The 22,972-nt window shown below is 71.6% G+C and carries 21 protein-coding genes; 9 read left to right on the top strand and 12 right to left on the bottom strand.

Annotated features, from left to right (window positions below):
- Positions 1–52: 52 nt before the first annotated feature.
- Both ACZ7HT_RS32590 and ACZ7HT_RS32585 read right to left on the bottom strand, forming a co-directional pair.
- Positions 53–1,630, bottom strand: coding sequence for a glycerol-3-phosphate dehydrogenase/oxidase (locus tag ACZ7HT_RS32590; RefSeq protein WP_471172554.1), 1,578 nt, complete (start codon positions 1,628–1,630; stop codon positions 53–55).
- Entirely contained in the window at positions 1,627–2,226 is a 600-nt protein-coding gene (locus ACZ7HT_RS32585; protein ID WP_471172551.1) for a TetR/AcrR family transcriptional regulator, read from the bottom strand. The genes ACZ7HT_RS32590 and ACZ7HT_RS32585 overlap by 4 nt, the downstream gene beginning before the upstream one ends.
- A 74-nt stretch (positions 2,227–2,300) precedes the next feature.
- Here ACZ7HT_RS32585 and ACZ7HT_RS32580 point away from each other — a divergent pair, with 74 nt between their 5' ends.
- The 5 genes from ACZ7HT_RS32580 (at position 2,301) to ACZ7HT_RS32560 (ending at position 8,126) form a co-directional block, all read left to right on the top strand.
- Positions 2,301–3,896, top strand: a complete 1,596-nt coding sequence (locus ACZ7HT_RS32580) for an FAD-binding oxidoreductase (RefSeq protein ID WP_471172548.1) — start codon at positions 2,301–2,303, stop codon at positions 3,894–3,896.
- A 62-nt stretch (positions 3,897–3,958) separates the two neighbouring features.
- A complete protein-coding gene (locus ACZ7HT_RS32575; protein WP_471172546.1) occupies positions 3,959–4,840 on the top strand; it encodes a diacylglycerol/lipid kinase family protein in 882 nt (293 codons plus the stop codon).
- Between the two features lie 133 nt (positions 4,841–4,973).
- Positions 4,974–6,146, top strand: a complete 1,173-nt coding sequence (locus tag ACZ7HT_RS32570) for a serine/threonine-protein kinase (protein ID WP_471172545.1) — start codon at positions 4,974–4,976, stop codon at positions 6,144–6,146.
- Complete coding sequence (locus ACZ7HT_RS32565) at positions 6,037–7,077, top strand: serine/threonine-protein kinase (protein WP_471172543.1); 1,041 nt, start codon at positions 6,037–6,039, stop codon at positions 7,075–7,077. The genes ACZ7HT_RS32570 and ACZ7HT_RS32565 overlap by 110 nt, the downstream gene beginning before the upstream one ends.
- Positions 7,044–8,126, top strand: coding sequence for an outer membrane protein assembly factor BamB family protein (locus tag ACZ7HT_RS32560; protein WP_471172541.1), 1,083 nt, complete (start codon positions 7,044–7,046; stop codon positions 8,124–8,126). Before ACZ7HT_RS32565 ends, ACZ7HT_RS32560 begins: the two co-directional genes overlap by 34 nt.
- Before the next feature lie 67 nt (positions 8,127–8,193).
- Here ACZ7HT_RS32560 and ACZ7HT_RS32555 read toward each other — a convergent pair whose 3' ends face one another.
- The 4 genes from ACZ7HT_RS32555 to ACZ7HT_RS32540 form a co-directional block, all read right to left on the bottom strand.
- Positions 8,194–9,945 (bottom strand): glycoside hydrolase domain-containing protein, encoded by a 1,752-nt coding sequence (locus tag ACZ7HT_RS32555; RefSeq protein WP_471172538.1) that lies wholly within the window; start codon positions 9,943–9,945, stop codon positions 8,194–8,196.
- A 92-nt stretch (positions 9,946–10,037) separates the two neighbouring features.
- On the bottom strand, positions 10,038–10,772 hold the full coding sequence (locus ACZ7HT_RS32550) for a D-Ala-D-Ala carboxypeptidase family metallohydrolase (protein WP_471172536.1): 735 nt from the start codon (positions 10,770–10,772) through the stop codon (positions 10,038–10,040).
- A gap of 227 nt (positions 10,773–10,999) precedes the next feature.
- Positions 11,000–11,884: an alpha/beta fold hydrolase gene (locus ACZ7HT_RS32545; RefSeq protein ID WP_471172535.1), complete on the bottom strand. Its 885-nt coding sequence runs from the start codon at positions 11,882–11,884 to the stop codon at positions 11,000–11,002.
- A gap of 155 nt (positions 11,885–12,039) precedes the next feature.
- Entirely contained in the window at positions 12,040–12,504 is a 465-nt protein-coding gene (locus ACZ7HT_RS32540) for an Lrp/AsnC family transcriptional regulator (protein ID WP_471172533.1), read from the bottom strand.
- Between the two features lie 110 nt (positions 12,505–12,614).
- Here ACZ7HT_RS32540 and ACZ7HT_RS32535 point away from each other — a divergent pair, with 110 nt between their 5' ends.
- On the top strand, positions 12,615–13,610 hold the full coding sequence (locus tag ACZ7HT_RS32535; protein ID WP_471172531.1) for a DMT family transporter: 996 nt from the start codon (positions 12,615–12,617) through the stop codon (positions 13,608–13,610).
- A gap of 47 nt (positions 13,611–13,657) precedes the next feature.
- On the opposite strand, the gene ACZ7HT_RS32530 is transcribed toward ACZ7HT_RS32535, so the two are convergent.
- Positions 13,658–14,569, bottom strand: a complete 912-nt coding sequence (locus tag ACZ7HT_RS32530) for a LysR family transcriptional regulator (RefSeq protein ID WP_471172529.1) — start codon at positions 14,567–14,569, stop codon at positions 13,658–13,660.
- 70 nt (positions 14,570–14,639) lie between these two features.
- On the opposite strand from ACZ7HT_RS32530, the gene ACZ7HT_RS32525 reads away from it, so the two are divergent.
- A complete protein-coding gene (locus tag ACZ7HT_RS32525; protein WP_471172527.1) occupies positions 14,640–15,392 on the top strand; it encodes an SDR family oxidoreductase in 753 nt (250 codons plus the stop codon).
- A gap of 495 nt (positions 15,393–15,887) precedes the next feature.
- On the opposite strand, the gene ACZ7HT_RS32520 is transcribed toward ACZ7HT_RS32525, so the two are convergent.
- Both ACZ7HT_RS32520 and ACZ7HT_RS32515 read right to left on the bottom strand, forming a co-directional pair.
- Positions 15,888–16,133, bottom strand: coding sequence for a hypothetical protein (locus ACZ7HT_RS32520; protein WP_471172525.1), 246 nt, complete (start codon positions 16,131–16,133; stop codon positions 15,888–15,890).
- Between the two features lie 324 nt (positions 16,134–16,457).
- Complete coding sequence (locus ACZ7HT_RS32515; RefSeq protein ID WP_471172523.1) at positions 16,458–16,940, bottom strand: YjfA family protein; 483 nt, start codon at positions 16,938–16,940, stop codon at positions 16,458–16,460.
- Between the two features lie 508 nt (positions 16,941–17,448).
- Here ACZ7HT_RS32515 and ACZ7HT_RS32510 point away from each other — a divergent pair.
- A complete protein-coding gene (locus ACZ7HT_RS32510; RefSeq protein WP_471172520.1) occupies positions 17,449–18,282 on the top strand; it encodes a hypothetical protein in 834 nt (277 codons plus the stop codon).
- A gap of 276 nt (positions 18,283–18,558) precedes the next feature.
- Here the strand turns inward: ACZ7HT_RS32510 and ACZ7HT_RS32505 are convergent, their stop codons facing one another.
- On the bottom strand, positions 18,559–19,332 hold the full coding sequence (locus ACZ7HT_RS32505; protein WP_471172518.1) for a glycosyltransferase family 2 protein: 774 nt from the start codon (positions 19,330–19,332) through the stop codon (positions 18,559–18,561).
- Between the two features lie 193 nt (positions 19,333–19,525).
- Here ACZ7HT_RS32505 and ACZ7HT_RS32500 point away from each other — a divergent pair, with 193 nt between their 5' ends.
- Positions 19,526–20,149: a hypothetical protein gene (locus tag ACZ7HT_RS32500; RefSeq protein WP_471172664.1), complete on the top strand. Its 624-nt coding sequence runs from the start codon at positions 19,526–19,528 to the stop codon at positions 20,147–20,149.
- Positions 20,150–20,646: 497 nt separating this feature from the next.
- Here the strand turns inward: ACZ7HT_RS32500 and ACZ7HT_RS32495 are convergent, their stop codons facing one another.
- Together ACZ7HT_RS32495 and ACZ7HT_RS32490 are read right to left on the bottom strand one after the other, a co-directional pair.
- Entirely contained in the window at positions 20,647–21,561 is a 915-nt protein-coding gene (locus ACZ7HT_RS32495; RefSeq protein WP_471172515.1) for an outer membrane protein assembly factor BamB family protein, read from the bottom strand.
- Positions 21,562–21,627: 66 nt separating this feature from the next.
- Complete coding sequence (locus ACZ7HT_RS32490) at positions 21,628–22,791, bottom strand: bifunctional class I SAM-dependent methyltransferase/NUDIX hydrolase (protein WP_471172513.1); 1,164 nt, start codon at positions 22,789–22,791, stop codon at positions 21,628–21,630.
- Positions 22,792–22,972: the final 181 nt, after the last annotated feature.

Below are 22,972 nucleotides of genomic sequence, written 5' to 3'. Positions count from 1 at the left end.
CGCCGGGCGGGGGCACCGTGTCCGGACGCCAGGCAGGAGGCACCGTGTCCGTTCACCGCACCTGGGCCGTACGGGCGAGGGCGTCCCGGGCCGACTCCTCGGCGAGGGCGCGGTCCTCCGGGACCACACCGATGCGGGTGCGGCGGTCGAGGAGGTCGGAGACGTCGAGGGCGCCTTCGTGGCGGACCGCCCACACCAGTTCGGCGCCCGTGACGGGGTGGCCGGGTACGACGGGCTCGGCCAGGGCGGGGTCTTCGAGCCCGAGGGCGTGGACGGCCGGGGCTTCGGAGCCGTAGCGCTGTACGAGGCGGGGCGGGACGTCGAGACCGGCGAGGGTCTTCGGGCCGGCCGCGCCGACGAGGGGGACGGACGCGGTGCGGCAGGCGCCGGCGGTCAGGCCGCGGACGTCGACGGCCGCGTCGACGGCGTCCTGGGCCATGCGGCGGTAGGTGGTCAGCTTGCCGCCGACGACGGTGACGATGCCCTCGGGCGAGGTGAGCACGGCGTGCTTGCGCGAGATGTCGGCGGTGCGGCCCTCCGCGTCCCGGGTGTCGAGCAGGGGCCGCAGTCCGGCGAAGGCACCGACCACGTCGGAGCGGTCGACGGTGACGTCGAGGGCGGAGCCGAGGACGTCGAGGAGGAAGCCGATGTCGGTCTCGGGCACCTCCGGCACGTCGGGGATGTCGCCGTCGACGGGCTCGTCGGTGAGGCCGACGTACACGCGCCCGTCGCCCTGGGGGAGGACCAGGACGAAGCGGTTCGTCTCACCGGGGATCGGGATGTGCAGTCCGGCGGAGAGCCGGCCGAGGGTTTCCGACCGCACGACGAGATGGGTGCCGCGCGAGGGCCGGAGACGTACGTCGTCGATGAGGCCGCCCGCCCACACTCCCGCCGCGTTGACGACCGTACGGGCGCGGATGCGCAGCTCCTCGCCGGTGGTCTCGTCGCGTACCAGCGCGCCGTCGCCGTGGAGTTCCAGGGCCCGCACGCGGGTGAGGACGCGGGCACCGTAGGCGGCCGCGGTGCGGGCGATCGCGGTCACCAGGCGTGCGTCGTCGGAGAGCCGTCCGTCCCAGGAGAGCAGTCCGCCGCGCAGGCCGACGGGCCGCAGGGCCGGGGCGAGGTGCCGGGTCTCGACGGCGGTCAGCGTGCGCGGCTGCGGCAGCGTGCGGCGCGAGGTGCGGGCGCCGACGCGCAGCAGGTCGCCCGCGAGGAATCCGGCGCGGGCGAGGGCGGCCTGGCCGCGGCTGACCAGGGGGGTGAGGGGGAGTACGAAGGGCTGGGCGCGGACGAGGTGGGGGGCGGTGCGTTCCATGAGGATGCCGCGCTCGACGGCGCTCTCGTGGGCGACGTCGAGCTGCCCGGACGCGAGGTAGCGCAGTCCGCCGTGGATCAGCTTCGAGCTCCAGCGGGAGGTGCCGAACGCCAGGTCGTGGGCGTCGATGGCGGCGACGCTCAGTCCGCGGGTGGCGGCGTCGAGCGCGGCTCCCGCGCCGGTGGCGCCGAGCCCGACGACGAGTACGTCGACGGTGTCGCCGTCGGCGAGCCGGTCCAGTTCGCGCCGGCGCCGCTCGGCGTCGAGCGAGGAGCCGGGCAGGGCGGTGCTGCTCGTGGGGTTGACGGGGTTCATGGCGTGAGGGTCCTCTCAAGGAGGGTGCGCAGCTCTTCGAGGAAGGCGGCTTCGCTCAGTTCGGGATCGTTCTCGTCGGCCATGGTGCGCATCGAGAGCGTGAAGGACTGGACGACGAGCAGCAGGGACCGGGCTTGCAGGTCGGGGTGGGCGCGGCGTACGGAACCGTCCTCGTGCCCTTCGTCCAGCGCGGTGACGAGGAGCCCGAGCAGGGCGTCCTGGCTGGCGCCCCGCCGGTCGAGGACGTACGGCAGCAGCAGCTCGGGGTCGACGTCGAGGATCTTCTGGAACAGCGGATGGGACCGGAACGCGGCGACTCCCGCCACCAGCCCCTCGACGATCCGGGCCCGTTCGGGCCGGTCGTCGTCGGCGGGCGGCATGGCGCCGGCGGCGACGGCGATCCATTCACGGGTCATCAGGTCGCCGACGAGGGTGCGCACGTCGGGCCAGCGTCGGTACAGCGTCATCCGGGACACGCCGGCCCGCCGGGCGACGTCGGTGAGGGTGGTTCGCCGTACGCCGACGGCGAGCACGCAGTCGCGTGCTGCGTCGAGCACGGGATCTGCGTCCGCATGGTTGTGACGAATGGGCGTCATCTGTCACAGTGTAATGCCAGTGCGGGCCGAGCGGCAGCGCCGTCCGTGAAACAGACCGTGAGGAACCTCTCGAAGTGGACATGTTGTGGAGCGGCTGGGGCGACCCGGCCAAGGCGGCGCCCCTGCCCGAATCGGTGACCGGCCTCCTGCGGGACCTGCTCGGCGTCACACCGCGCGAGAGCGGCCCGTCCGGCCTCGCCGACATCGAGGTGCCCGCCCCGGCACTGACCGACGAGGCGAGCGCCGCCCTGCGCGCCGCCGTCCCCGCACCGGACGGAGTACGGGACGACGCCGAGAGCCGCGTCCGGCACACCCGGGGCAAGTCGACCCCCGACCTCCTGCGCATCCGCGCCGGCGAGGTCGACGACATCCCCGCCGCCGTCGTCCTTCCCGGCGGCCACGACGAGGTCCTCGCCGTCCTGCGGGCCTGCGCGGACCACGGCCTGTCCGCCGTCCCGTTCGGCGGCGGCACCTCCGTCGTCGGCGGCCTCGCGCCCACCACGAAGCGGCCCTTCGTCGCCCTGGACCTCCGCCGCCTCGACCAGCTCCTGGCCGTCGACGAGGTGTCCCGCACCGCGACCCTGCAGCCCGGTCTGCGCGGCCCGCAGTGCGAGGCCCTGCTCAACGAGCGGGGCTGGACGCTCGGCCACTTCCCGCAGTCCTTCGAATGGGCGTCCGTCGGCGGATTCGCCGCGGCCCGCTCCAGCGGCCAGGCCTCGGCCGGCTACGGCCGCTTCGACGAGATGGTCCTCGGCCTGACCGTCGCCACCCCCGAAGGCACCCTGGAGACCGGCCGGGCCCCGCGCTCGGCGGCCGGTCCCGACCTGCGCCAGCTGATCCTCGGCTCCGAAGGCGCCCTCGGCGTCATCACGGCGGTGACCGTACGCATCCGCCCCCTGCCGCAGCGGCGGATCTACGAGGGCTGGCGCTTCGCCTCCTTCGAGGCGGGCACGGCCGCCCTGCGCCGACTCGCCCAGGACGGCCCCCGGCCCACCGTGCTGCGCCTCTCCGACGAGTCGGAGACCTTCATCGGCCTCGCGCAGCCGGACGCCATCGGCACCACCGAACTCCCGCAGAACCCCGGCTGCATGGCCATCGTCGGCTTCGAGGGAACCGAAGCCGACACGGCCGCCCGCCGCGCCGCCGCGCGCGAGGTCCTCCTCGCCTGCGACGGCGAGTTCATCGGCGAAGAGGCCGGCGACAAGTGGGAGCACGGCCGGTACAACGCCCCCTACCTGCGCGACGCGCTCCTCGACGCCGGCGCGTTCGCCGAGACGCTGGAGACGGCCGCGTTCTGGTCCGCGATCCCCGGCCTGTACACCGCCGTACGGGACGCGCTGACCAGCACCCTCACCGAGGCCGGGACCCCGCCGCTCGTCATGTGCCACATCTCGCACACGTACGAGAACGGCGCCTCGCTGTACTTCACCGTCGTCTCCGCGCAGGGCGAGGACGCCGTCGCGCACTGGGCACCGGTGAAGCGGGCGGCGAACGACGCGATCCTGGCGGCGGGCGGCACCATCAGCCACCACCACGGCGTCGGCACCGACCACCGCGACTGGTACGCCCGCGAGATCGGCCCCCTCGGTGTCCGCATGCTCCAGGCGGTCAAGTCCGAGGTCGACCCGAACGGCGTGCTGAGCCCCGGGGTCCTGATCCCCGTCCGCTGAGCACCGCGTCCCCGAACCCCTCCTTCCCGAACCCCTTCTTCTGCCGCCCGGAGGCCAGATCCATGCGACAGTTCACCGCCGTCGTCAACCCCACCGCAGGGGGATCCAGCGGCACGGCGAGCCTGATCCCGCTGGCCCGGCTGCTCCGGGAGGCGGGCGCGCGGCTCGACACCGTCTACAGCCGTAGCCTGGAACACGCACAGGAACTCGCCCGGGACGCCGGAGCGAAGGGGCACGTCGTGCTGGCCGTCGGCGGTGACGGCATGGCCGGCACCGTCGGCGGCGCGCTCAGCGGCACGGACACGGTCTTCGGCCTGGTCCCCGCGGGCCGCGGCAACGACTTCGCGCGCGCCCTGGGGCTTCCCACCGACGCCCCGGGCCTGGCCGAGGTGCTGCTCCACGCCGAACCGCGGGCCGTCGACACCATCGAGGTGGAGTCCGCCAGGCACACCGGGACCTGCGTCCTCGGCAGCGTGTACGCGGGTGTCGACGCGGTGGCCAACCGCCACGCCAACGCCTCCCGGCTGCTGCGCGGCGCGGCCTCCTACTACGCCGGCGGCCTCCGGGCGGTCCTGTCCTGGAAGCCCGCCGCGTACCGCATCACGATCGACGGGATCCGGCACGAGCGCACCGGCTACACCGTGGTCGTGGCCAACTCCGGCTTCTACGGATTCGGGAGGAACATCGCACCGGGCGCGCGGGTCGACGACGGCGTCCTCGACGTCGTGGTGATCAAGGAGGCGCCCAAACGTCTCTTCTTCGCCATGATGAACGAACTGAAGACGGGCGCGCACGTGAAGCGCCCTCAGATCGAGATCCTGCGCGGCAAGGAGGTCCGCATCGAAGCCGACCGGCCCCTCCCGTACGGCGCGGACGGCGAGGTCGACGCGACCCTGCCGGTCACCCTCAGGGCGCGGCCCGCGTCTCTCCGCGTACTGGCCTGACCTCGTTTGCCGCCGAGGGCGCACACGGCGGCGCCGTCGAGTCGCCGGCCCCGCTCGAAGCGGTCCGAGCAGCCGCCGAGGAAGTCCGGTTCTTGATCCCCGACTCCCTCGGCGCGCCGTACGATCGGCGGATGTGAAGCGACTGACGGGGGAACTGCGGCCGGGCGATCCGAGCACACTCGGGCCGTGGCGGCTGCTCGGCGTCCTCGGCGAGGGCGGCATGGGCGTCGTGTATCTGGGCCGCAGCGGGCGCCGGGTCGCCGCGGTGAAGACGCTCAGGCCCGAACTCCTCGACGAGGCCCACTTCCTGGCCCGGTTCCGCCGGGAGCGGCAGGCCGCCGACGCGACCCGGCACCCGTATCTGCCGCGGCTGCTCGGCACAGGCCTGGACGGCCCGGTGCCCTGGCTCGCGACCGAGTTCGTCGGCGGGCCGACACTGGAGCGCTGTGTCGACGACCACGGCCCGCTGCCCGAGCCCACCGTGCGGGCCCTGGGCGGGATGCTCGCCTCGACCCTCGCCGCGCTGCACGCCGCCCAGGTGGTGCACCGCGACCTGAAACCGTCCAACGTACTGCTGGCCGGCGACGGCCCGCGCCTGGTCGACTTCGGCATCGCACGCCTGCCCATGGCGACGACCGTGACGGTCACCGGGCAGCGCCCCGGCTCGCCGGGCTACATGTCGCCCGAGCAGGTCCTGGGACGGGAACTCGGCCCGCCCAGCGACGTGTTCACCCTGGGCGCTCTCCTGGTGTACGCGAGCACCGGACATCCCGCGTTCGGCGGCGAGGGCTTCGTGGCCGTCGACTACGCCATCGCGCACGAGGACCCCGACCTCTCCCGCGTCCCACCCCCGCTCGCACCCGCCCTGCGCCGCTGCCTGGACAGGTCCCCTCAGGCGCGCCCCACGGCCGCGGAGCTCGCGGCACTCTGGTCGCCGCCGGTCCGGCGCCGCAAGGCGGCCGAAAAGTGGCTGCCCCCGTACGTGGCCGCCGCGGTCGGTGAACGGGAGCACAGGGCCCGGGAGTTGACCGGGATGCCGCGCCGCCGGGTGCTCGGCGCGGCGGGCGCCGTCCTCGCGCTCGGCACGGGCGGCGGCTGGTGGGCGTACGGCCGGAACGGGGACGACACCGGTGTGCCGCTCTGGGACGGCGCCCCGGGCACCCTTCACCCTGCTCGGCCGGCTCGGCGGCGGGGGCATGGGCACCGTGTATCTCGCCCGCTCCGCCGGAGGGCGGATGGTCGCCCTCAAAGCGGTGCACGAACACCTCGCCCGCGAGCCCGAGTTCAGGATCCGGTTCCGTCTTGAGGCGGAGGCCGCGCGGACCATCGGAACCGTGCACGGCGCGACCGTGGTGGATGCCGACACGCAGGCCGCCACACCCTGGCTGGCCACCGAGTACGTGCTCGGGCCCTCGCTCGCCGAAGCCGTGGAGCGCCACGGCCCGCTGCCCGAGCCCGCCGTGCGCGCCCTCGGCGCCCGTCTCGCCGACGCGCTGGCCGGGATCCATCACGCGGGCCTCGTGCACCGCGACCTCAAACCGTCGAACATCCTGATCGACGCTGCGGGCCCGCGCATCATCGACTTCGGCATCGCCCGCGCACTCGGCGCCCACCGCCTCACCCGCACCGGGCAGGCCGTCGGCACCCCCGCCTACATGTCCCCCGAGCAGGCCATGGGCCACGACCACGAACCGCCGGGCGACGTCTTCGCCCTGGGCGGCGTCCTGGCGTTCGCGGCCACCGGGCACGGTCCCTTCCCCGGCGGTCAGGCGGCCGACGTCCTCCGTCGCGTCCGCCACGAAGACCCGGACCTGTCCCACGTGCCCGCCACGCTCGTCCTCTTACTGGAACGCTGCCTCGCCAAGGACCCCGCCGCACGGCCTCGGCCCGTCGCACTGTCACACGCATGGGGCGGCCCGGACGGGGCCTTCGCGGCCCTGCTGCCCGACCCGCTCCTCGCCGACATCGGGCGGCGTGCCGCGGCGGTGTGGGAGCTGCGGCCGCAGCGTCTTCCGGGGCCGCCCTCCGACACCGACACGCCCGTCGGCCCGTCGCGGCGACGGCTGCTCACGGCCGTCGGAGGCGGGCTGCTGACGGTGGGCGCGGGCGGCGCCGTATGGGCCGCGACCCGCGGCACGGGACCCTCGGGCCGGCCTCGTGCGGCCCCGCCGTCGCGGGCTCCGGGCTCCGCCCCCGAACCCTTGTGGAGATACCGGGCAAGGAGGAGGCCACACTGATCGCCGCCCGGGACGGCGTACTGATCGTCTCCGTGGGCGACGTGGAAGGCCAGCGGTCGGTGATCGGCCTCGACGCGGGCACCGGCAAGGTCCGCTGGCGGCAGCCGCGGGCACTGGCCTTTCCGGAGGCCGGTGCGGGGAGCGTCGTCATCGTGCCCGACGCCGTGGGCTGGGGCGCACAGCGCCTGCTCCTGCTCGACGCCGCGACCGGAAGGCTCCGGCCGTGCCCGGGCGAACTCGCCCGGATGACCGTGGGCGAGAACTCCCTCCTGCTCGCGACACCCGACCTCGTCGTTCTGAGCCTCGACGCCCGCGAGGGGCGGGTGTTGCTCGCATACGACGCCGCCACGGGCCAACGGCGATGGCGGGTCCGGCCCAGCACCAAGGCCCCGGCGCTGACGGCTGTCCTCGACGGGGACACCCTGGTCTACACGACGGCCTGGGAGGGCGCCGCGCTCCATGTCCGCGACGGCGGACAAAGCTGGCGGGCGGAGCTCGCCACCTCGCCCGACAGCCTCGGCAAGGTCCACCCCAGGTCGCTGGCGACCGGCCGGCTGTACGTGGGGGGAACCAGGCTGACCGCCGTGGACACGGCCACCGGGAGGGTGCGGTGGCGCTTCGGCGCGGAACGGGCGAAGGCGAACGGCGGCCGCTCCTACTACGGGATCCCCGCCGTCCATGACGGAGTGGTGTACGTGGCGAGCCTCGCCTCCACCACCCGGGGGATCAACGGCTTCTACGACATCGTGGCGGTGCGCGCGTCCGACGGCCGGGAGCTGTGGACGTACCACATCGGTGCCGGGGCCAAGACCTCACCGCCGCCGGTCCTGCACGACGGAACCCTCTTCCACGACACCGGCGAGGTCCCCCAGCCGCTCCTCGCCGTCGACCTGAAGAAGCACCGCCCGCCCTGGACCTTCCGCAGTGGGATCCCCGACGACGGCCACGCACCGCTGAACGTCACCACCGGCCGCACCGCCCTCGTCCAGGCGAACGACCGCCTGTACCTGTCCTGCGGCACACAGGTCCTCTCCCTCCCTCCACGGTGAGGCCGGCTGGCCGCGCACCGGTCAGCGCGTCGTGGCTGTCACGGTGCCTGAGGGGGCGGACACGCTTTCACCCTCCCGCCTGGAGGCTGCCCCAGGTGCCCGAGCCGACGATGCCGTCGACTGTCAGGGCGTGTGAGGACTGGTAGTCGCGCACGGCCTGGTCGGTGACCGGGCCGAACGCGGCGTCGATGGCCACCGTCCGGCCCAGCGCGGCGGTCAGGGAACGCTGGAGTCGGGTGACGGCTTCTCCCGTCGAGCCGCTCTGGACGGTGGGGGTGGATCCGCGGGACAGCAGGGCCGTCCACGTCTTCGGCCCGATCGCTCCGTCCGCGATGAGCCCTGTGCCGGTCTGGAAGTTCTTGACGGCGGTCGTCGTGGCGGTGCCGAACGTCCCGTCCGGGGTGCCCGGGTCGTATCCGGCGGCCTTGAGCAGGCACTGGGCCGCCTTGACCTGGTCGCCGGTCGAGCCGCTCCGGACGGTGGGGTACGCGGTGAAGTCGAGGCTCGCTCCCGTGCAGTTGGGCGCGGGCGCCGTGCCCGTCCCCACGTCCAGGTAGTCGCGGTCGATGTTGATCGAGTAGCCGCCGTAGGACTCGGTGACCTCGCCCGCGTACTGGTGGATGCGCTGGTGGCCGGCCCAGGAGGTGGACGGGACGTAGGAACCGGTGAGGGTGTCGGCGGCGCCGTTCCACCAGCCGTAGAAGATGTCGTCGACCCGCGTGTAGGCGCTGTTGCCGTACTCGCTCGCGGCGTCCCTGATGCCGGAGGACGCGCTGGAGTAGAAGCCCGACAGGTAGCCGCCGCTGTGCAGCCGCTCGGTCCAGCCGGACAGGTACGACAGCACGGCCGCCTTGCAGGAGGCCGTGGAGGCGTATCCCTCGATGTCGCTGTAGACGGCGCTGCCCGCGGGGATGCCGAGGTTCGCCGCGGCGGTGAGGGCGGCGGCCGCCGCGGTGACGCCCTGGGACTTGGCCGTGGCGGGGTCGGTGGACATCTTCAGGGAGAAGCTCGTGCACGGGGCCTGGCGGCCGACGTCGATGGGGATCAGTCGCCATCCGTTGCCGGTCTGACTCGTCACCCAGCTCGCGGTCAGATTCGGCTGCGCACAGCCGCGGAAGGAGCCGCTGATGTAGACGCCGACCGCGCTGTACGGTGAGCCGGCCCGCCAGGCGTTCATGGCGGCCTGGGAGGGCGCGGCGCAGGTGTCGAAGCCCTTGCCCAGGTAGCTGCCGGGTTGCGGCCCGGCCGCGGTCAGGGCAGTGGCGTCGGGCCGCTGGGCCGCGCGGGGCAGGTCGGTTCGCCTGGCATCCGGGGTGAGCTCGGCCGAGGCCAGAACGTCCCGCACCAGTTGCTCGGTCGCCGGGGTGTGGGCCGCGGTGACGAGCACACCGGCGTCCTCGACCGCGATCTGGATGGTGTCGTTGCTCGACACGGCGGTCGGGGCGGTGGCCTTGCCGCGTGAGGTCCTCGCGGTCGCCGCCGTCGCCTGTCCGGCGGAGCGGGCGGTGAGGGGCTCGACGACCAGGCCTGCCGTACGGCCCACGAGGTGTGCGGGGCAGTCGCTCTGCTCGGCGGGCTCGCCCAGGTACACGGCGGGTCGGTCGAAGCGGATACAGGCCTGCGGGTTTTCGGCCAGATCGACGACCTGCCAGTCGGCGGGGACCTCGATGCGGTAGCCGTGGTAGCTGACGGTCTGTCGGCCGGCCCCCGGCGGGGAGGCGGCCGAGGCGGATCCGGGTGCGGCGAACGCGCCGAAACCGGCGAGCACCGCCAGCGCGGCCGTTCCGGCACGGACGCGCCAGGGGATGCGGGAGGACATCGGAGCACTCCTACTCGAAGCGGGGAGGGAGGAAGGGGGAGGGTGAAGGGTGACGGGGCAGGTATGCCCGCTGTTCGCTACGTACGTACGCGTCAGACGCCGCAGTTGGGCGCGGACCAGGAGCGGCTGGTGCGGCCGTCCACGTGGGTGTGGTCGTTGTGGTCGGGGTAGCCGGGGCCGAAGATTCCGCCGAAGCCGTGGTAGCGGGCCCGCTGGGCCAGCGTGCACAGCGACGGGCTGCCGGTCAGGTCGGCGGCGTCACCGTACAGGTGCCGGCTGTTCGAGGCGCCGCCCACCGCGCTGTTGCAGGCGTACGAGCGGAATCCGCTGGTCACGGTCAGCGGCACGTCACCCAGGGCGTGTCGCATGGCCTCCAGCTTCCACATCGTCCGCAGGGCGTTGGCCTTGGCCGTCGCGGCGCTGACCGCTCCACCGGACCAGTCGGAGTTGCACTTGTTCAGTTCGGCGTAGGTGAAGTGGACGGGGGTGCAGTCCGGGTCCTGCAGGGCGCAGATCCTGCTGAACGTCTGGGGACCCGCGATACCGTCCGCGGTCAGTCCGTACGCCTGCTGGAATCTGGTCACCGCGGCCTTCGTGGCCGGGCCGAAGGCGCCGTCCACGGCGATGACCTCGCCGTACGCCGCATGCCCGGCCACGCGGATCTGCAGCTGCGTCACGTCGGAGCCCGACATGCCCTCGGACAGGGTGCGGCCCCAGCTGTAGCACTCGTCGGCCTGGGCGGATCCGGCCGTGGACAGTATCCCGCCCAACGTTGCCACCATGACCATGACAACCGACAGGGTGAGTTGAACCGTGCGCCGAAGCATCGCGTCTCCGTCCTGCGTTCCGATTCCCCGCCGAGGGGCTGAGGCGAGTGTGATGCCCGTGAGCGGTGCGTGTCCACACCATCACCATCTGCCACAGGATCAGACCTTCGGAACAACCCGTCTGCAGGCTGACCGTCGTGGTGACGTCGGCCGCGCACCGGGCCGGACGTGCGCCGTTCCACGGAATCAGACGCACGCTCGGCCCGGTCGTCACGTCGGGTCCGGAGCTACATCTGCTTGAGCTCCGCGCGCACCGCCTCCGCGATGGCCGCCGTCGCGTGCTCCGCGAACAGGATCGTGTAGTGGTTGGTGTCGTCGACCCGGCGGGTGACGATCCGGTCCGGCGAGAGGGCGCCCGCGGCCAGTCGCCCCTCGTCGTAGAGCCCCTGAGGCTCGTTCATCACCCCTCGCTCCGCCCACAGCATGGTGCCGCGCACCTCCGGCCGGTGGATGGCGGCCAGCGTCTCGGCGTCGCCGATGGGCCCCGCGCCGTCGGCCCGGATCGCGTCCAGGACGCAGCTACTGCGTATCGCGGGGGGCTCGCCGGCCAGGTCGCGGTCCACGTACGCCTGGACGTGCGGGCCCCAGTGGGCGGCGAAGGCCGGGTGCTCACGGAAGAGCGCGCGGTAGGCGTCGCTGTCCGGGTAGGTGGTCTTGAGCCGGCGCATCGCCGGGCCGATGACCGACTCGATCACCGCGTCGATGTCCGCGCCGCCCGGAATCGGGAATCCGAGGCCACCGTCGACGAGGACCACGCGCGGGACGCGGTCCGGGTGCCGCGCGGCGGTCACCGCGGTGGTGAAGGCCCCCAGGGAGTGGCCGAGGAGCAGCGCCTGACGCAGGCCCAGGTGATCGAGGACGGCGAGGACGTCCTCGACGTGGGCGGGCATGCCGTAGGGAGCCGGCAGAGCGGCGCTGTGGGCGCGGCCGCGCAGGTCCGGGGCGTACAGATCGATGTCGCCGAGCTGCTCGGCGACGGCGACGAAGCTCAGGCTGTTGCCCGTGATGCCGTGCAGGGCGATGACCGCAGGCCCTTCGCCCGGCCAGCGGGTCACGGCGAGGTCGCCTCCTCGTACGGGGACGGCGAGTTCCTGCGGAGTACGCGTGGTCATGCGGACCTCTCCCATCTGTTCGGTCTCCTGCTGCCCGGCGCGGCGAGACCGCCCGCGGCCATGGAGACGGCCGACACGAAGCGTGTCCCGAGAACGGGCAGGGGTTCAAGGCCTGGGTTCGTCCCCGCGACCGGCGGGGGAATCGCGGAGGGCGGTCAGGGGATGGGAAGGGGCGACGGCGGTTTGGTGACGGCGAAGGCGAATGTCGTCTTGATCGAGGACAGCGACGGCAGGGGCCGCAGCTCGCGCCGTACCAGGTCCTCGTACGCGGCGAAGGAATCGATGACGATCTTGACGAGGTAGTCGTCGTCGCCGGCGAGCAGGTACGCCTCGACCACCTCGGGAATCGAGCGGAGCCTCTCTTCGACGGCGTCGACGACCTGCGGGGTGTGCGCGAGGAGCGTCATCCGCACGAAGGCGGTGATCGACAGCCCGAGCGCGTCCTGGTCGAGCATCGCCGCGTAACCACTGATCACGCCGTTCTCCTGCAGGAGCCGCACGCGCCGCAGGCACGGTGACGGCGAGAGCCCGACGCGATCCGCCAGCTCCTGGTTGGTGAGCCTGCCGTCTCGCTGGAGTTCGAGGAGGATGTGCCGGTCGATGTCGTCCAAGGTCACCATGTAGCAGATTCTGCCACAGAGGGCCGCTCAATCGGCAGGAATTCCAATCATCTGCGCATGGCCACTTCCTAAGATTGCTCGCTGTACAGCAGGAACGGAAGGAGCCGGCCATGGCCGATCGGATGCGTGCGAGGCTGACGGGAGCGGCCGCTCTCGTGGCCGCGGTGGTGTTGTGGTCCTCGTTCGCCTTGACGGTGAGGGGGATCGGCTCGTCCAGCCTCACCTCGATCGACGTGGCGTTTCTCCGCTTCGCGATACCGGTCGTCTTCCTGGCGCCATGGCTTCCGCGTACCGTCCGTGCGCTCCGGGGCGAGCGGGTAGGCGTCCTGCTCATGCTCGGCATCGGGGGACTGCCGCACTTTCTTCTCTGCGCACTAGGCGGACACCTGACCTCTGCCGCGCTCATCGGTCTCCTCGTCCCCGGCACGGTCCCGCTGTTCGTCGTGGTGATCGTCTCTCTCCGGTGGCGGGAACGGATCTCCTCCCGACGTCTGATCGCCCTGGCCGCGATCACCACGGGTGTCGCAGCGGCCGCGATGCAGACGACGTCCACCGCGACGACCGCGGGCATCGGTGTTCTCCTCGCCGCCGGATGCGCCTGGGCCGTCTACACGATCGGCCTGCGCCGGACGGGGCTCGGTCTCGTCGGCGTCGTGCTCGCCGTCTGCACACCGGCCGCGATCACGGCTGCCCTCCTCGCCGTCTCTGGCGCCATGCCCTCGCACCTGATGACCGGCGCCGCCGGCATCTCCGACGTCCTGCTCTTCACCGGCCTCCAGGGCATCGGGACGGGACTGCTCTCGACCCTGTGTTACGCCCACGCCGTGCGCGCACTCGGCGGCAACCTCGCCGCGACAGCGGGCGCGATCAGCCCCGTACTGACCGCCCTCCTGGCCATTCCCCTCTTCGGCGAGCCGATCACCCCGGGTGTCGGCGTTGCCCTCACGCTCATCGTCACCGGCGTGGCGGTGTTCAACATCGCACCGCGCCCTCGTGAAAACGGACCAGAGCGTCCAGCGTCTACGGGGAGGGCGCTGGGCCGGAACTCCGGCATGACGCAGGGGACGCCGCCGGTCGGCGCGACGTCAACAACCGAAGTGGCCTGACCGCTGGAGACGTCCGTGCGCGTCTGGAAAGGAGCAGCGTGCCCAGTTCAGGTCAGCGTGTCCTGATGCCTGATCTCACCTCCGCGCACCGCGCCCGCTCCCGCCACCTCCGCCGCCTCCGCGCTGGCGCGGATCAGCGCGGCCACCGCCCGTGATGTCGTCCGCTCCGGCCAGGCGACGACGACCGAGGTGGGCGGCGCGTCGAGCAGCGGCACGCACTCCACGTCGGGCCAGGCGTGCCGGCGCACCGACTCGGGCACGATCGCGACCAACTGGCCCAGAGCGACCAGCTGCATCACCTGCGAGATGTCACGCACCTCGGGCTGACGGGCATCGGTGGTATCCCCATCGTCCCCATCGTCACCAGGCCATCGGGGCAGCCGTTCGCCGGTCAGGTCGGCGAGCGTCAAGGCGGCGCGGCCGGCGAGACGGTGGGCCCGGGGGAGCACGGCCATCTGGTCCTGGGTCAGCAGCGTTTCGGTGTCGAAGCCCGCGAGGTCGTCGTAGGGCGCGGTCAGGAACGCGACATCGGCCCTGCCGTCGCGCAGCATCGGAGCCTGCTCCCCGATGCCGCAGACGATGACCTCGATGTCGACGGCGTCCGGATCGCGGCGGTAGTGCCGCAGGACCGACTCCAGCAGTCCCGCATCCCCGTTGGGCTTCATCGCCAGCGTGAGCTTCGGATCGGTCCGTCCCGCCCGTTGCGCGCGCCGGACCGACCCCGTGACCGCGTCCAGTGCCTTGCGGCTCTCGGTCAGGAAGACCTGGCCGGCGCCGGTGAGGTTCACCGATCGGCTGGTGCGTTCCAGCAGCTGCACGCCCATGCGTCGCTCCAACTGGGCGATGGCGCGGGACAGCGGCGGCTGTGCCATGCCCAGGCGCTGTGCGGCGCGGCCGAAGTGCAGTTCCTCGGCGACGGCGACGAAGTAGGCGAGCTCACGCGTCTCCGGCACATCCATACCCGCAGGGTATCGGTCGAGACGCTACGGGTGTTGGCCGGCGCGTTCGGTGCGGTGGTGTCCTGGACCCATGAACGAAACCATGATCACTCTGGTGACCGGCGCGAACAAGGGCATCGGCCGCCAGATCGCCGCCCAGCTCGGAGCCCTGGGCCACAGCGTCGTCGTCGGCGCCCGCCATGCCGAACTCGGACAGAAGGCCGCCACCGAGCTGCGGGAAAGCGGTGCTGATGTCACGTCGGTCCTGCTCGACGTGACGGACCCGGACTCGGCCGCCGCAGCCGCCGCCGAGATCGAAGCCCGCTACGGCAGGCTCGACGCCCTGGTCAACAACGCCGGTATCAGCGTCGCCCCGGGCAGTGACTTGGGCGATCAGCGCCCGAGCACCGCGGACATGGACGTCCTGCGCGCCGTCTTCGAGACCAACTACTTCGGGGTCGTCACCGTCACCAACGCGATGCTGCCGCTGCTGCGCCGATCGGCCTCGCCGCGGATCGTCAACGTGTCCAGTTCGGTGGGCTCGCTCACCGTCAACGCAGACCTGAAAGGCACCGACGGACCGCCGCTGATGCCGGTCTCCGCCGGGTACGTCACGTCGAAGACGGCGCTGACTTCGCTCACCCTGCAATACGCCTGGGACCTGCTGGCCGAGGACATCAAGGTCAACGCCGTCTGCCCCGGCTACGTCGCCACCGACCTGAACGGCCACCGAGGCCACCGCACGCCGGCCCAAGGCGCGGTGGCCGCCGTCCGGATGGCCACCATCGGCGCCGACGGACCGACCGGCACCTTCACCGACGACGAGGGAACGGCGCCCTGGTGAGCTGACCAGAGCTGTTCACCCCACCCCAGGGGCGACCCGGGCGGCGGCTCGGACGCCAGGGCACCTTCGCCGCACCGGTACTCCGAGCTGCCGTGACGGCTGCGCCACCGACGGGCGGCCGCCCGTGTCAGGCCGTCCGCACCAGAAGTCGCCATCCCCAAGGCGGGGGCCTAGGGTTGAAGAACGGGGGTTCCCCGTCGCGTCGAGCCGCGATCCCGCCGACGCCGCGATCCCGCCGTCGCCCTCACCCGGAGTTCCCTCACGCCCACCGACGGTCATGGCCGTAGTGCCGAAGCGGCGTACCTTCCTGCCATGTGACCGGCAAGGAGGGGTCAGCGGAGATGGACCCGAAGGTACTCCCGTAGTCCTCGGCAGGGATCAGGACCAGTTCATGCGCGGTGGCGCGCGAATGCACCGCGTCGTTGCCGTTGAGGAACAGCCGCAGGTCGTGGGACAGTGCCCGCCCGTCGAGCGTGACGGGGAAACCGCGGAGAATCAGCGTGCTGGTGCCGCGGCCTCCGAGGAAGGCGTCGTTGGCAGGGGTCGTACTTGACCAACCCCCCATTCTGTGACGCGGAATTCGAAGCTGGCCGGCCGACCGGGGACCTGCTCGATGCCGTAGACCCCGGGGGCCAGGGAGACGACCGGCGCGGTCGCGCCGTCGACGAGATCGGGGCTGTGTCCTGAGACAGAGAACTTGGTGAAGGTGAGACCACTGCTGTCAATTCTGATCTCGGCCATGTCGCTTCCCTGAAGCTCTGAACATCCTGGAAGACGTTCCGGCAACGGAGACGTCCCGCAGACTCCGTGTCGCGCCATGGGAAGGGGAGCACGGAGCCGGGGTTCGTGTGCTGCACCCCGCCAAGGTGGTGACGGCACGCGCCGATCTGCTCATGTCTCCACAATCCAGGATGTCACGTAGACACCAGGTCGCAACACGGCTCCATGCCACCAAGAGCGCCATTCGGCAGTCGAGCTTCGGCACTGGGCAGCGTAGGAGGCCTCCCGGGCGCCACGCCCCGAGTCCCCGGACGCTTTCTGTCCAGCCGGCAGCCGGTCTGAAACTCAATAGAAGATCGTGCACTTTGTTCCAGAGTCACCCGGAAGATAGTCGAATTCCGTGCACGCGGTCGCCTTCAAGTCCTTGTCGTTCACCATCGGTGTGTACACACTGTTCCCGCTCCACGGCATGACCGTGACGCTGTTCACGGCGACCGTCTCTCCGTTCTCCACGGTCCGCACGTAGGCCCTGTCACCAGGCTTCCCGTACCAGAGCTGTGCCCAGGCAGCCCTGCACTGTGCGCTGTACCGCAGTCGGACGATGCGGCCGTCGAGGACGACGTCGTCGATCGTCACTGCGTCGTCGAGGCAGTGGGTCTCGATGGGATCGAGGCCGTGACATGTGGTGGCGAAGCAGGTCGCCGGTGCTCTCGCGGGTGTCTCCGCGGCCGCCGGTGCGGCCTGTGCGGGAGCGGAAACGGCTGAGGCGGTGGCCGCCGCGGTGATCAGCACCGCGGCGAGCGCCACCGCCGGGCGGCGTGTGCTCATCGTGACGGTCCTTCCCGGTGAAGCGTGGTACATGGGATTCCAACTCCCCGAATTCCAGGACACACCCGCTGACCTGCGGGTGCAACCGGTCGTCCGCAGCGGGTTGTTGAATAAGCACGCGTTGCTCCGGGGCCGTGCGGGGGCCATCCTGACCATGTGGCTGCCTATCTGCCGGCCCGCTCCGAGGACCATCTGGCGGTCTCGACGCCGCCGCCCGTCCCGTCGCCGGAAGAGGGCGCGGCACGCGCATGGCGTGGCCCTCTGTCGAGACCTGGCGGTGTGGTCGTCGTGCCAGAACAGAGACGTCCAGGCCTTGGCCAACCTGGCTCGTCGCAGGTCATCAGACACACGCGCCCCCTGCCCGAGAGCCCCGAGCCGCCCCCGAGCCGCGCGCACGGCCGATCTACCTCGACGACGACGACGAGGACGACGCTTGCCCGGCTGGCTGGTGCTCCGCCCACCGCGTCCCACTCCGCCCACCCCTTCGGCACCGACGGAAGGCAGACCCATGAGCGACGTCCCAACAGCCCTGGCCAACGTGGAAGCGTTCCGTACACAGTCGGACCAATCCGTGTCCTGGGGACTCAGCCGCAACGACGTGATCCAACGGTTGACAGCGCTGCTGCAGAACCCGAACCTGCTGGACCAACGCGGCCTCAACGCCTGCGCACCCGCCGTCTTCATGCGTATCTGGCTCGCGCGGGACCCGGTGGCCGCAGCCGCCTTCACCTGCCAGATGCTGCGTCACGGCGCGTCGACGATCGGATCCCTGGTCGTCGAACCCGACGCGGATCTGACGGGGCAGGACTACAGCACCCTGCGCGCGAACACGAACGCACAACACCCCAATGCCATGCCGGAATCCACCGACTGGATGCTGCTGAGCGCACTGAGGGACTCGGAGAACATCTTCTTCGACTACCTCGGCCAGCCCTACACCCTGGGCGACTCCGTCGCCGGCCTCACGCTCCCCGGCACGCTGGCCGGATGGCTGAGCGCGACCAACCTCTACTCGTCCGTGTCCGACAACACGACACTCCTCGGCCCGGCAGACCTGCCCCCGCTGCTCAACCTGATCCCCACGAGCAACGTCGACATCCTGCTCTTCGTCAATGCCAACGCGATCTACGATCTGGCCACCACTCCAGGCCCGCCCGAAACGCCTTTCCCGACGTTCGCCGTACCCGACCACTACGTGCTCATGACCGGGCCCTTCGTCCAGGCAGACGGCACCAACTGGATCGACATCGACGTCTGGACGTGGGGCAGCATCAAGACCGGGTGGCAGAAGATCCCCCGATTCCTGAACAACTCCTTCGGATGGATGGTCGCCACGGTCTGAACGCGCCATGCGGTCTCACAGGGAACGACGGGGCCACTCCTACGCCATCGGCGCGCTCGTCGACCTGTCCGGTCCCGGTGCCTCCGGAGGCCTCCGCTGCGGCCCTGCGTCATGCGCTGACCGGCGCGGGCGGCGGCGGATACGCCGTGCTGCGCCCGGGACCCTGGCAGCCCGCGGCCGGTTCAGGCGGCTGGCGACGGCCTTCGCGACCGAGGTCGCGGTCCCCTTCTCGTCGTTCCCGCGGTGGCCCACCGAGTCCCGGGCCCGTGCACGGACCTAGATCCGCGAGTTACGCAGCGACTGCCACACAGCGCCGGCCAGCGCCCCCGTCGCCCGGGGGACCGACAGATGCTCGTGCTCGCGGTACAGGGACCAGTTGTATTGCACGAGCGACAGCTTGTTCGAGGACAGCGATCCCGCCTGGTGGGCCCTGTACACCGCGAGCGGCTCAGCCAGGCCCCGGGCGTCAGCGCCGTCCCGCATGATCGACAGCCAGAGGGCGTAGTCCTGGCGCTTGCGCATCTCCGGCATCAGCCTCGTGCCCAGGACATTGCGGTCGTACATGGCAGTGAGGGCACCGATGTGGTCGCGGACCAGCATGGCGCGGTAGTCCACGTGCTCCCGCGCCCGGATCACCCGTCCGTTCGGGACCCAGTCGGTGCTGTCGCCGTCGTAGTCGGCGTCCATCTTGTAGTACGAGGTGAACGTCAGAGGCGCGGTGCCCTCCGCCGCGAAGGCGAGCTGCTTCTCGGTCTTCTCCGGAAGCCACATGTCGTCGCTGTCGAGAAAGGCGATGTAGTCCCCGCGGGCCCGTGAGATCGCGAGGTTGCGGGCCCGGCCCGCACCACCCCGCTCAGGTGCCGACTCCGGCAGGACACGCTCGTCCTGCTCGGCGAACTCTCGGAGCAGGTCCATGGAGCCATCGGAGGACTGGTCGTCGGTGACCAGCAGCTCCAGGTCGCTATGGGTCTGCGTGAGCACCGACCGGACTGCGGCGCTCAACGTCGCTGCCGAGTTGTACACGGGCATAACGACAGACACCAGGGGCACAGCACTTCTCCTTGCCAGACCAGGAACGACGGTCCATTCAAGCACCGCAACGGAGCAGGAGTCGCCATGCAGGGAGTCGTCGCAGGTCAGGGCTATGCAGGACTCCCACTGGGGTGCTGTCGCGTACCTGGACGGCACCCACTGACACGATCCCGGATCGGACCGTGTCAGTGGCTGGTGACAGGATCGAGGGGTGCTGATCGAGGGATGCGACGTCGGCCGGTTGGTGCCGGGCGAGTCATTGCTGGTCCACCCGGGCTTCTGGTCGAACTACCTCCTGGCGATGTGCAGCGACGGGAGGTGTCCCGAGCGCCCGGTTCCAGAGTGGTTCGGCGAGGACGGCGCCGATGTCGATGCCCTGTCCGAGGTCCTCTTCGATCCTGAGCACTGGCCAGCGTTCAGGGTGCCGGCAGAAGACGGCCCCGGAGCAGTGGTGATCTACCGCAACCTGGATGGCGATTACGGCACCGACTACCTCCTCACCCATCCAGGCAGAAACTACGCCGAGCAGATCGCCAGCTGGGACGGAGATTTCTCGGGCACCGGGCTGACATGGCACGAGCTGATCCGGATCGCCGACAGCCCGTCGTTTGCGGACGAAGGCGTCCAGGACACGGCCACCCGCTTCCTGCTGCTGCTTCCCCTCCTCGCCGACCCGGACGTGCCGGAAGTAGCATCTGCAAGGCTTATCGCCGCCCTGACCGCAGTCAGCGCGCCGCAAGACACTGCCTCCATCGCGGCGGAGCACCTCCTGGCCCACCTCACGAGGAGATCCCGACACGACCCCACGTGGGCGTCTCCCCTGAGCGGCAGCTGAGCCCGCGAGCCTTCGGGAAGCTGGTGACGGTTCTGCGGTTCCAGGGTGCGGACGCGGTCCGCAAGGGCCGGCCGTGGAGCCTTCCGCTGGAGGACCGGGATGATCGGGGTTTGTGTCACCAGGGGCGGTAGGCCGTGCAGGGGCGGGCTCCGTCGCCCCATTGCACGGCGATGACCAGGTCGTCGTGGACGATCAGATCGGCGACGAGCTTGTCGTGGTTGACGTCCTCCGAGTAGCTGCGCCGGTCTTCCTCGTCGCCGGTGGCGGCGTCCAGGACATACAGCCTTCCTCCCTCGACTGCTTGAGGCCACGGTCGACCAGGACCGCCCCCCGGTCGCCGACGGTCCGCAGGGAGAGTCCCTCGTCCTGGTTGTTCAGGACCGCGCGCCACAACTCACGACCGTCCGACAGATCGAAGGCGACGACCTGGTCGCACTGCCACTTCCGGCATCGGGTGCTGGTGACGGCAAGGAGTCGTCCCCGGTCCCCGTCCACGGTCACGCGGGCCGGCACGTACTCGTCGATCTTCCCCGCACCGCCGTCGAACTCGACACGCCCCTGGGGCGGCCGACCGTACCGAACGCAAGGGAGGCCCGCAGCCCGCTCGCCTCCGCTTCTCCGACCCGTACGACCAGCGGGTCGGCGGACATGAACGTCACGTCGGCCCGCGCGTCCACCGAACGCCGGTCCAGGGGGACAGCCCATCGTTCCTTGCCGTCGGCGGGGTCGAAGGCGGCAAGCTTCAGCTCCGTGCGGTCGCACACGAGGACGGCCACGACCTGCCGCGCGGCGGCGACGACCCGGTGCGGGACGCAGCCTTCGGCCACCGCGGTCTTCCAGCGTGGAGCGCCGGTGCGCAGGTCGAAGGCGCGCAGGGCCTGGTCGCCGCGCAGGACGCCGCGCGCCCCGGCCGGCTCGTACTGCCAGTCGTCGTCGCCGTCACGGTCAACCGCGAGGCCGCCGCCGGTGGCGACGAGATCGAGCACGGCGGCCGGCTCACCGGTCTCGGTGGCGCGGCGGGTGTGCCACAGTTCTCGGCCGCTGGTCAGATCGAGGGCGGTGACGGTAGCGCGGCCGTTTTCCCGCGGCGCCTCGCCGTGGGCGAGCAGGGCGACGGAGCCGTCGGTCTCCTTGCTGACGGCGCAGATCTCGTCTCGGCCAGGCACCGCGTACTCCCAACGGCGCTGCCCCGATCCGGCGTCGAAGGCTGTGACGGAGTCGAACCGGCTGCGGACGACGGTGCTGCCGACGAACCAGTCGCCATTGCCGTATGCGGCGGCGCCGCGGTCGGGCGGGGCTTGCCAGGCGAGCTCCATGGAGTCGCCGGGCAGCAGGCCTTCGTCGGAGAGGACGCCGCCGAGGATGGCGCCGCCGCCTCCCAGGACGACCAGCGCGCCCGCCAAGGCGGCCACAGCACCGAGTTCGCAACCCCCGCAGGGCGGTTGTGAGCGCCGTTCCGGTGATCCCGAAGAAGCGGGCTAGTCGCGGCCAGGGGCGGCGAAGGGCTGGAAGTGGGCGGGTGGATGGTCGAGGGGGAGGTCCGGGTGCCAGGCCGTCAGGCACTGGCTGGACGGGATGAACAATGCCTGCGGCAGGGCGTCCTGGGGCCAGAAGCGCCAGTCGCCGATGGCGTCCTCGCGCTGCTGAGGGACGCCGGACCAGCGGGTGACGAGGACCGGCACCGTCACCCGCACGACGTCACCGACACGGTCGAGGAGCGTGCCGAGCACCTGCACGTCGGCGGGATCGGCGACGAGGCCGGCCTCCTCGGCGAGTTCGCGTACCGCAGCCTCCGCGAACGTCTCGCCCGGCTCCACGACACAACCCGGGAGCTCCCACGTGCCGAGACGGTGCCTCCCCAGCAGGAGGCCGTCCGGGCCGTGCACGATCACGCCCACCCCGACGACGGCGTTCGGCGGGGGCGGGGTCGCCGAGCGGGGGCGGCTCGGCACCCGCTCGGGGCGGCGGGCCGTGTACAGCCGGTACGACAGCGGCTGGTCCGCCTTCGGTGAGTCGACCGTCGTGACCGTCTCCATGACGAGACCGTGGTCGACGAGAAGGTCCTCCCACAGCCGCGGTTCGAGGACCCACATGTGCATCCGGTGCTCAGTGTCCGTGGCGGGCAGCCGGAGGACTTCGGGGCGCGCGGTGACGGAGTGGGACGGTCCGATGCCGTGGGAGTTGGTGTGCAGCGCGCTGAACACGAGCCGTCCGCCGGGCCTGAGGCCGTTGGCCAGGGCGGGCAGAAGACGATGCGGGTCCAGGAAGGGAATGCCGCTGACGGAGTAGATCAGGTCGTAGGGGGCGGCTTGCCGGAGATGGTCGACGGCGTCGGCGCACACCAGGCGCAGGCCGGGGGTGTCGGGGTAGCGATCGAGGGCCCGCTGGTGCTGGGTGGGGGAGGCGTCGACGGCGGTGACGTCGGCGCCGAGGGCGGCCAGGCGAGCGGCGTGCCGGCCGACACCGGCGCCCAAGTCCAGGACGCGCAGGCCGGCGACCTCGCCGAGCACGTCGACGCCGGGCCCCGCCTGCGGGATGTCCCAGACCCACCCATCCAGCTCGGGCAGGTCGAAGGTCCGGTCGAGCTGGTGACGGCCGTAGAGGGTCCAGGTCTCGGCGGCGTGCTTCTCGATGTCGAGCACCAGATTCTTCCTTCCGATCGTGGGGTGGGGATCAGGGGCTCAGGGTGTAGCAGCGCAGGACGTCGATGTCGGCGGTGCGCACGATGGACCAGCCACCCGCTGGACAGGCTGGTGGTCATCAGGCTCCTTCTCGGGCGGGCGGCACGGCCGCGAGGCGTACGGGGCGGGCATGGTCTGCCGC

This window comes from Streptomyces sp. NPDC037410, from assembly GCF_055602235.1.
This window is presented reverse-complemented; position numbering and strand designations above follow the sequence as displayed.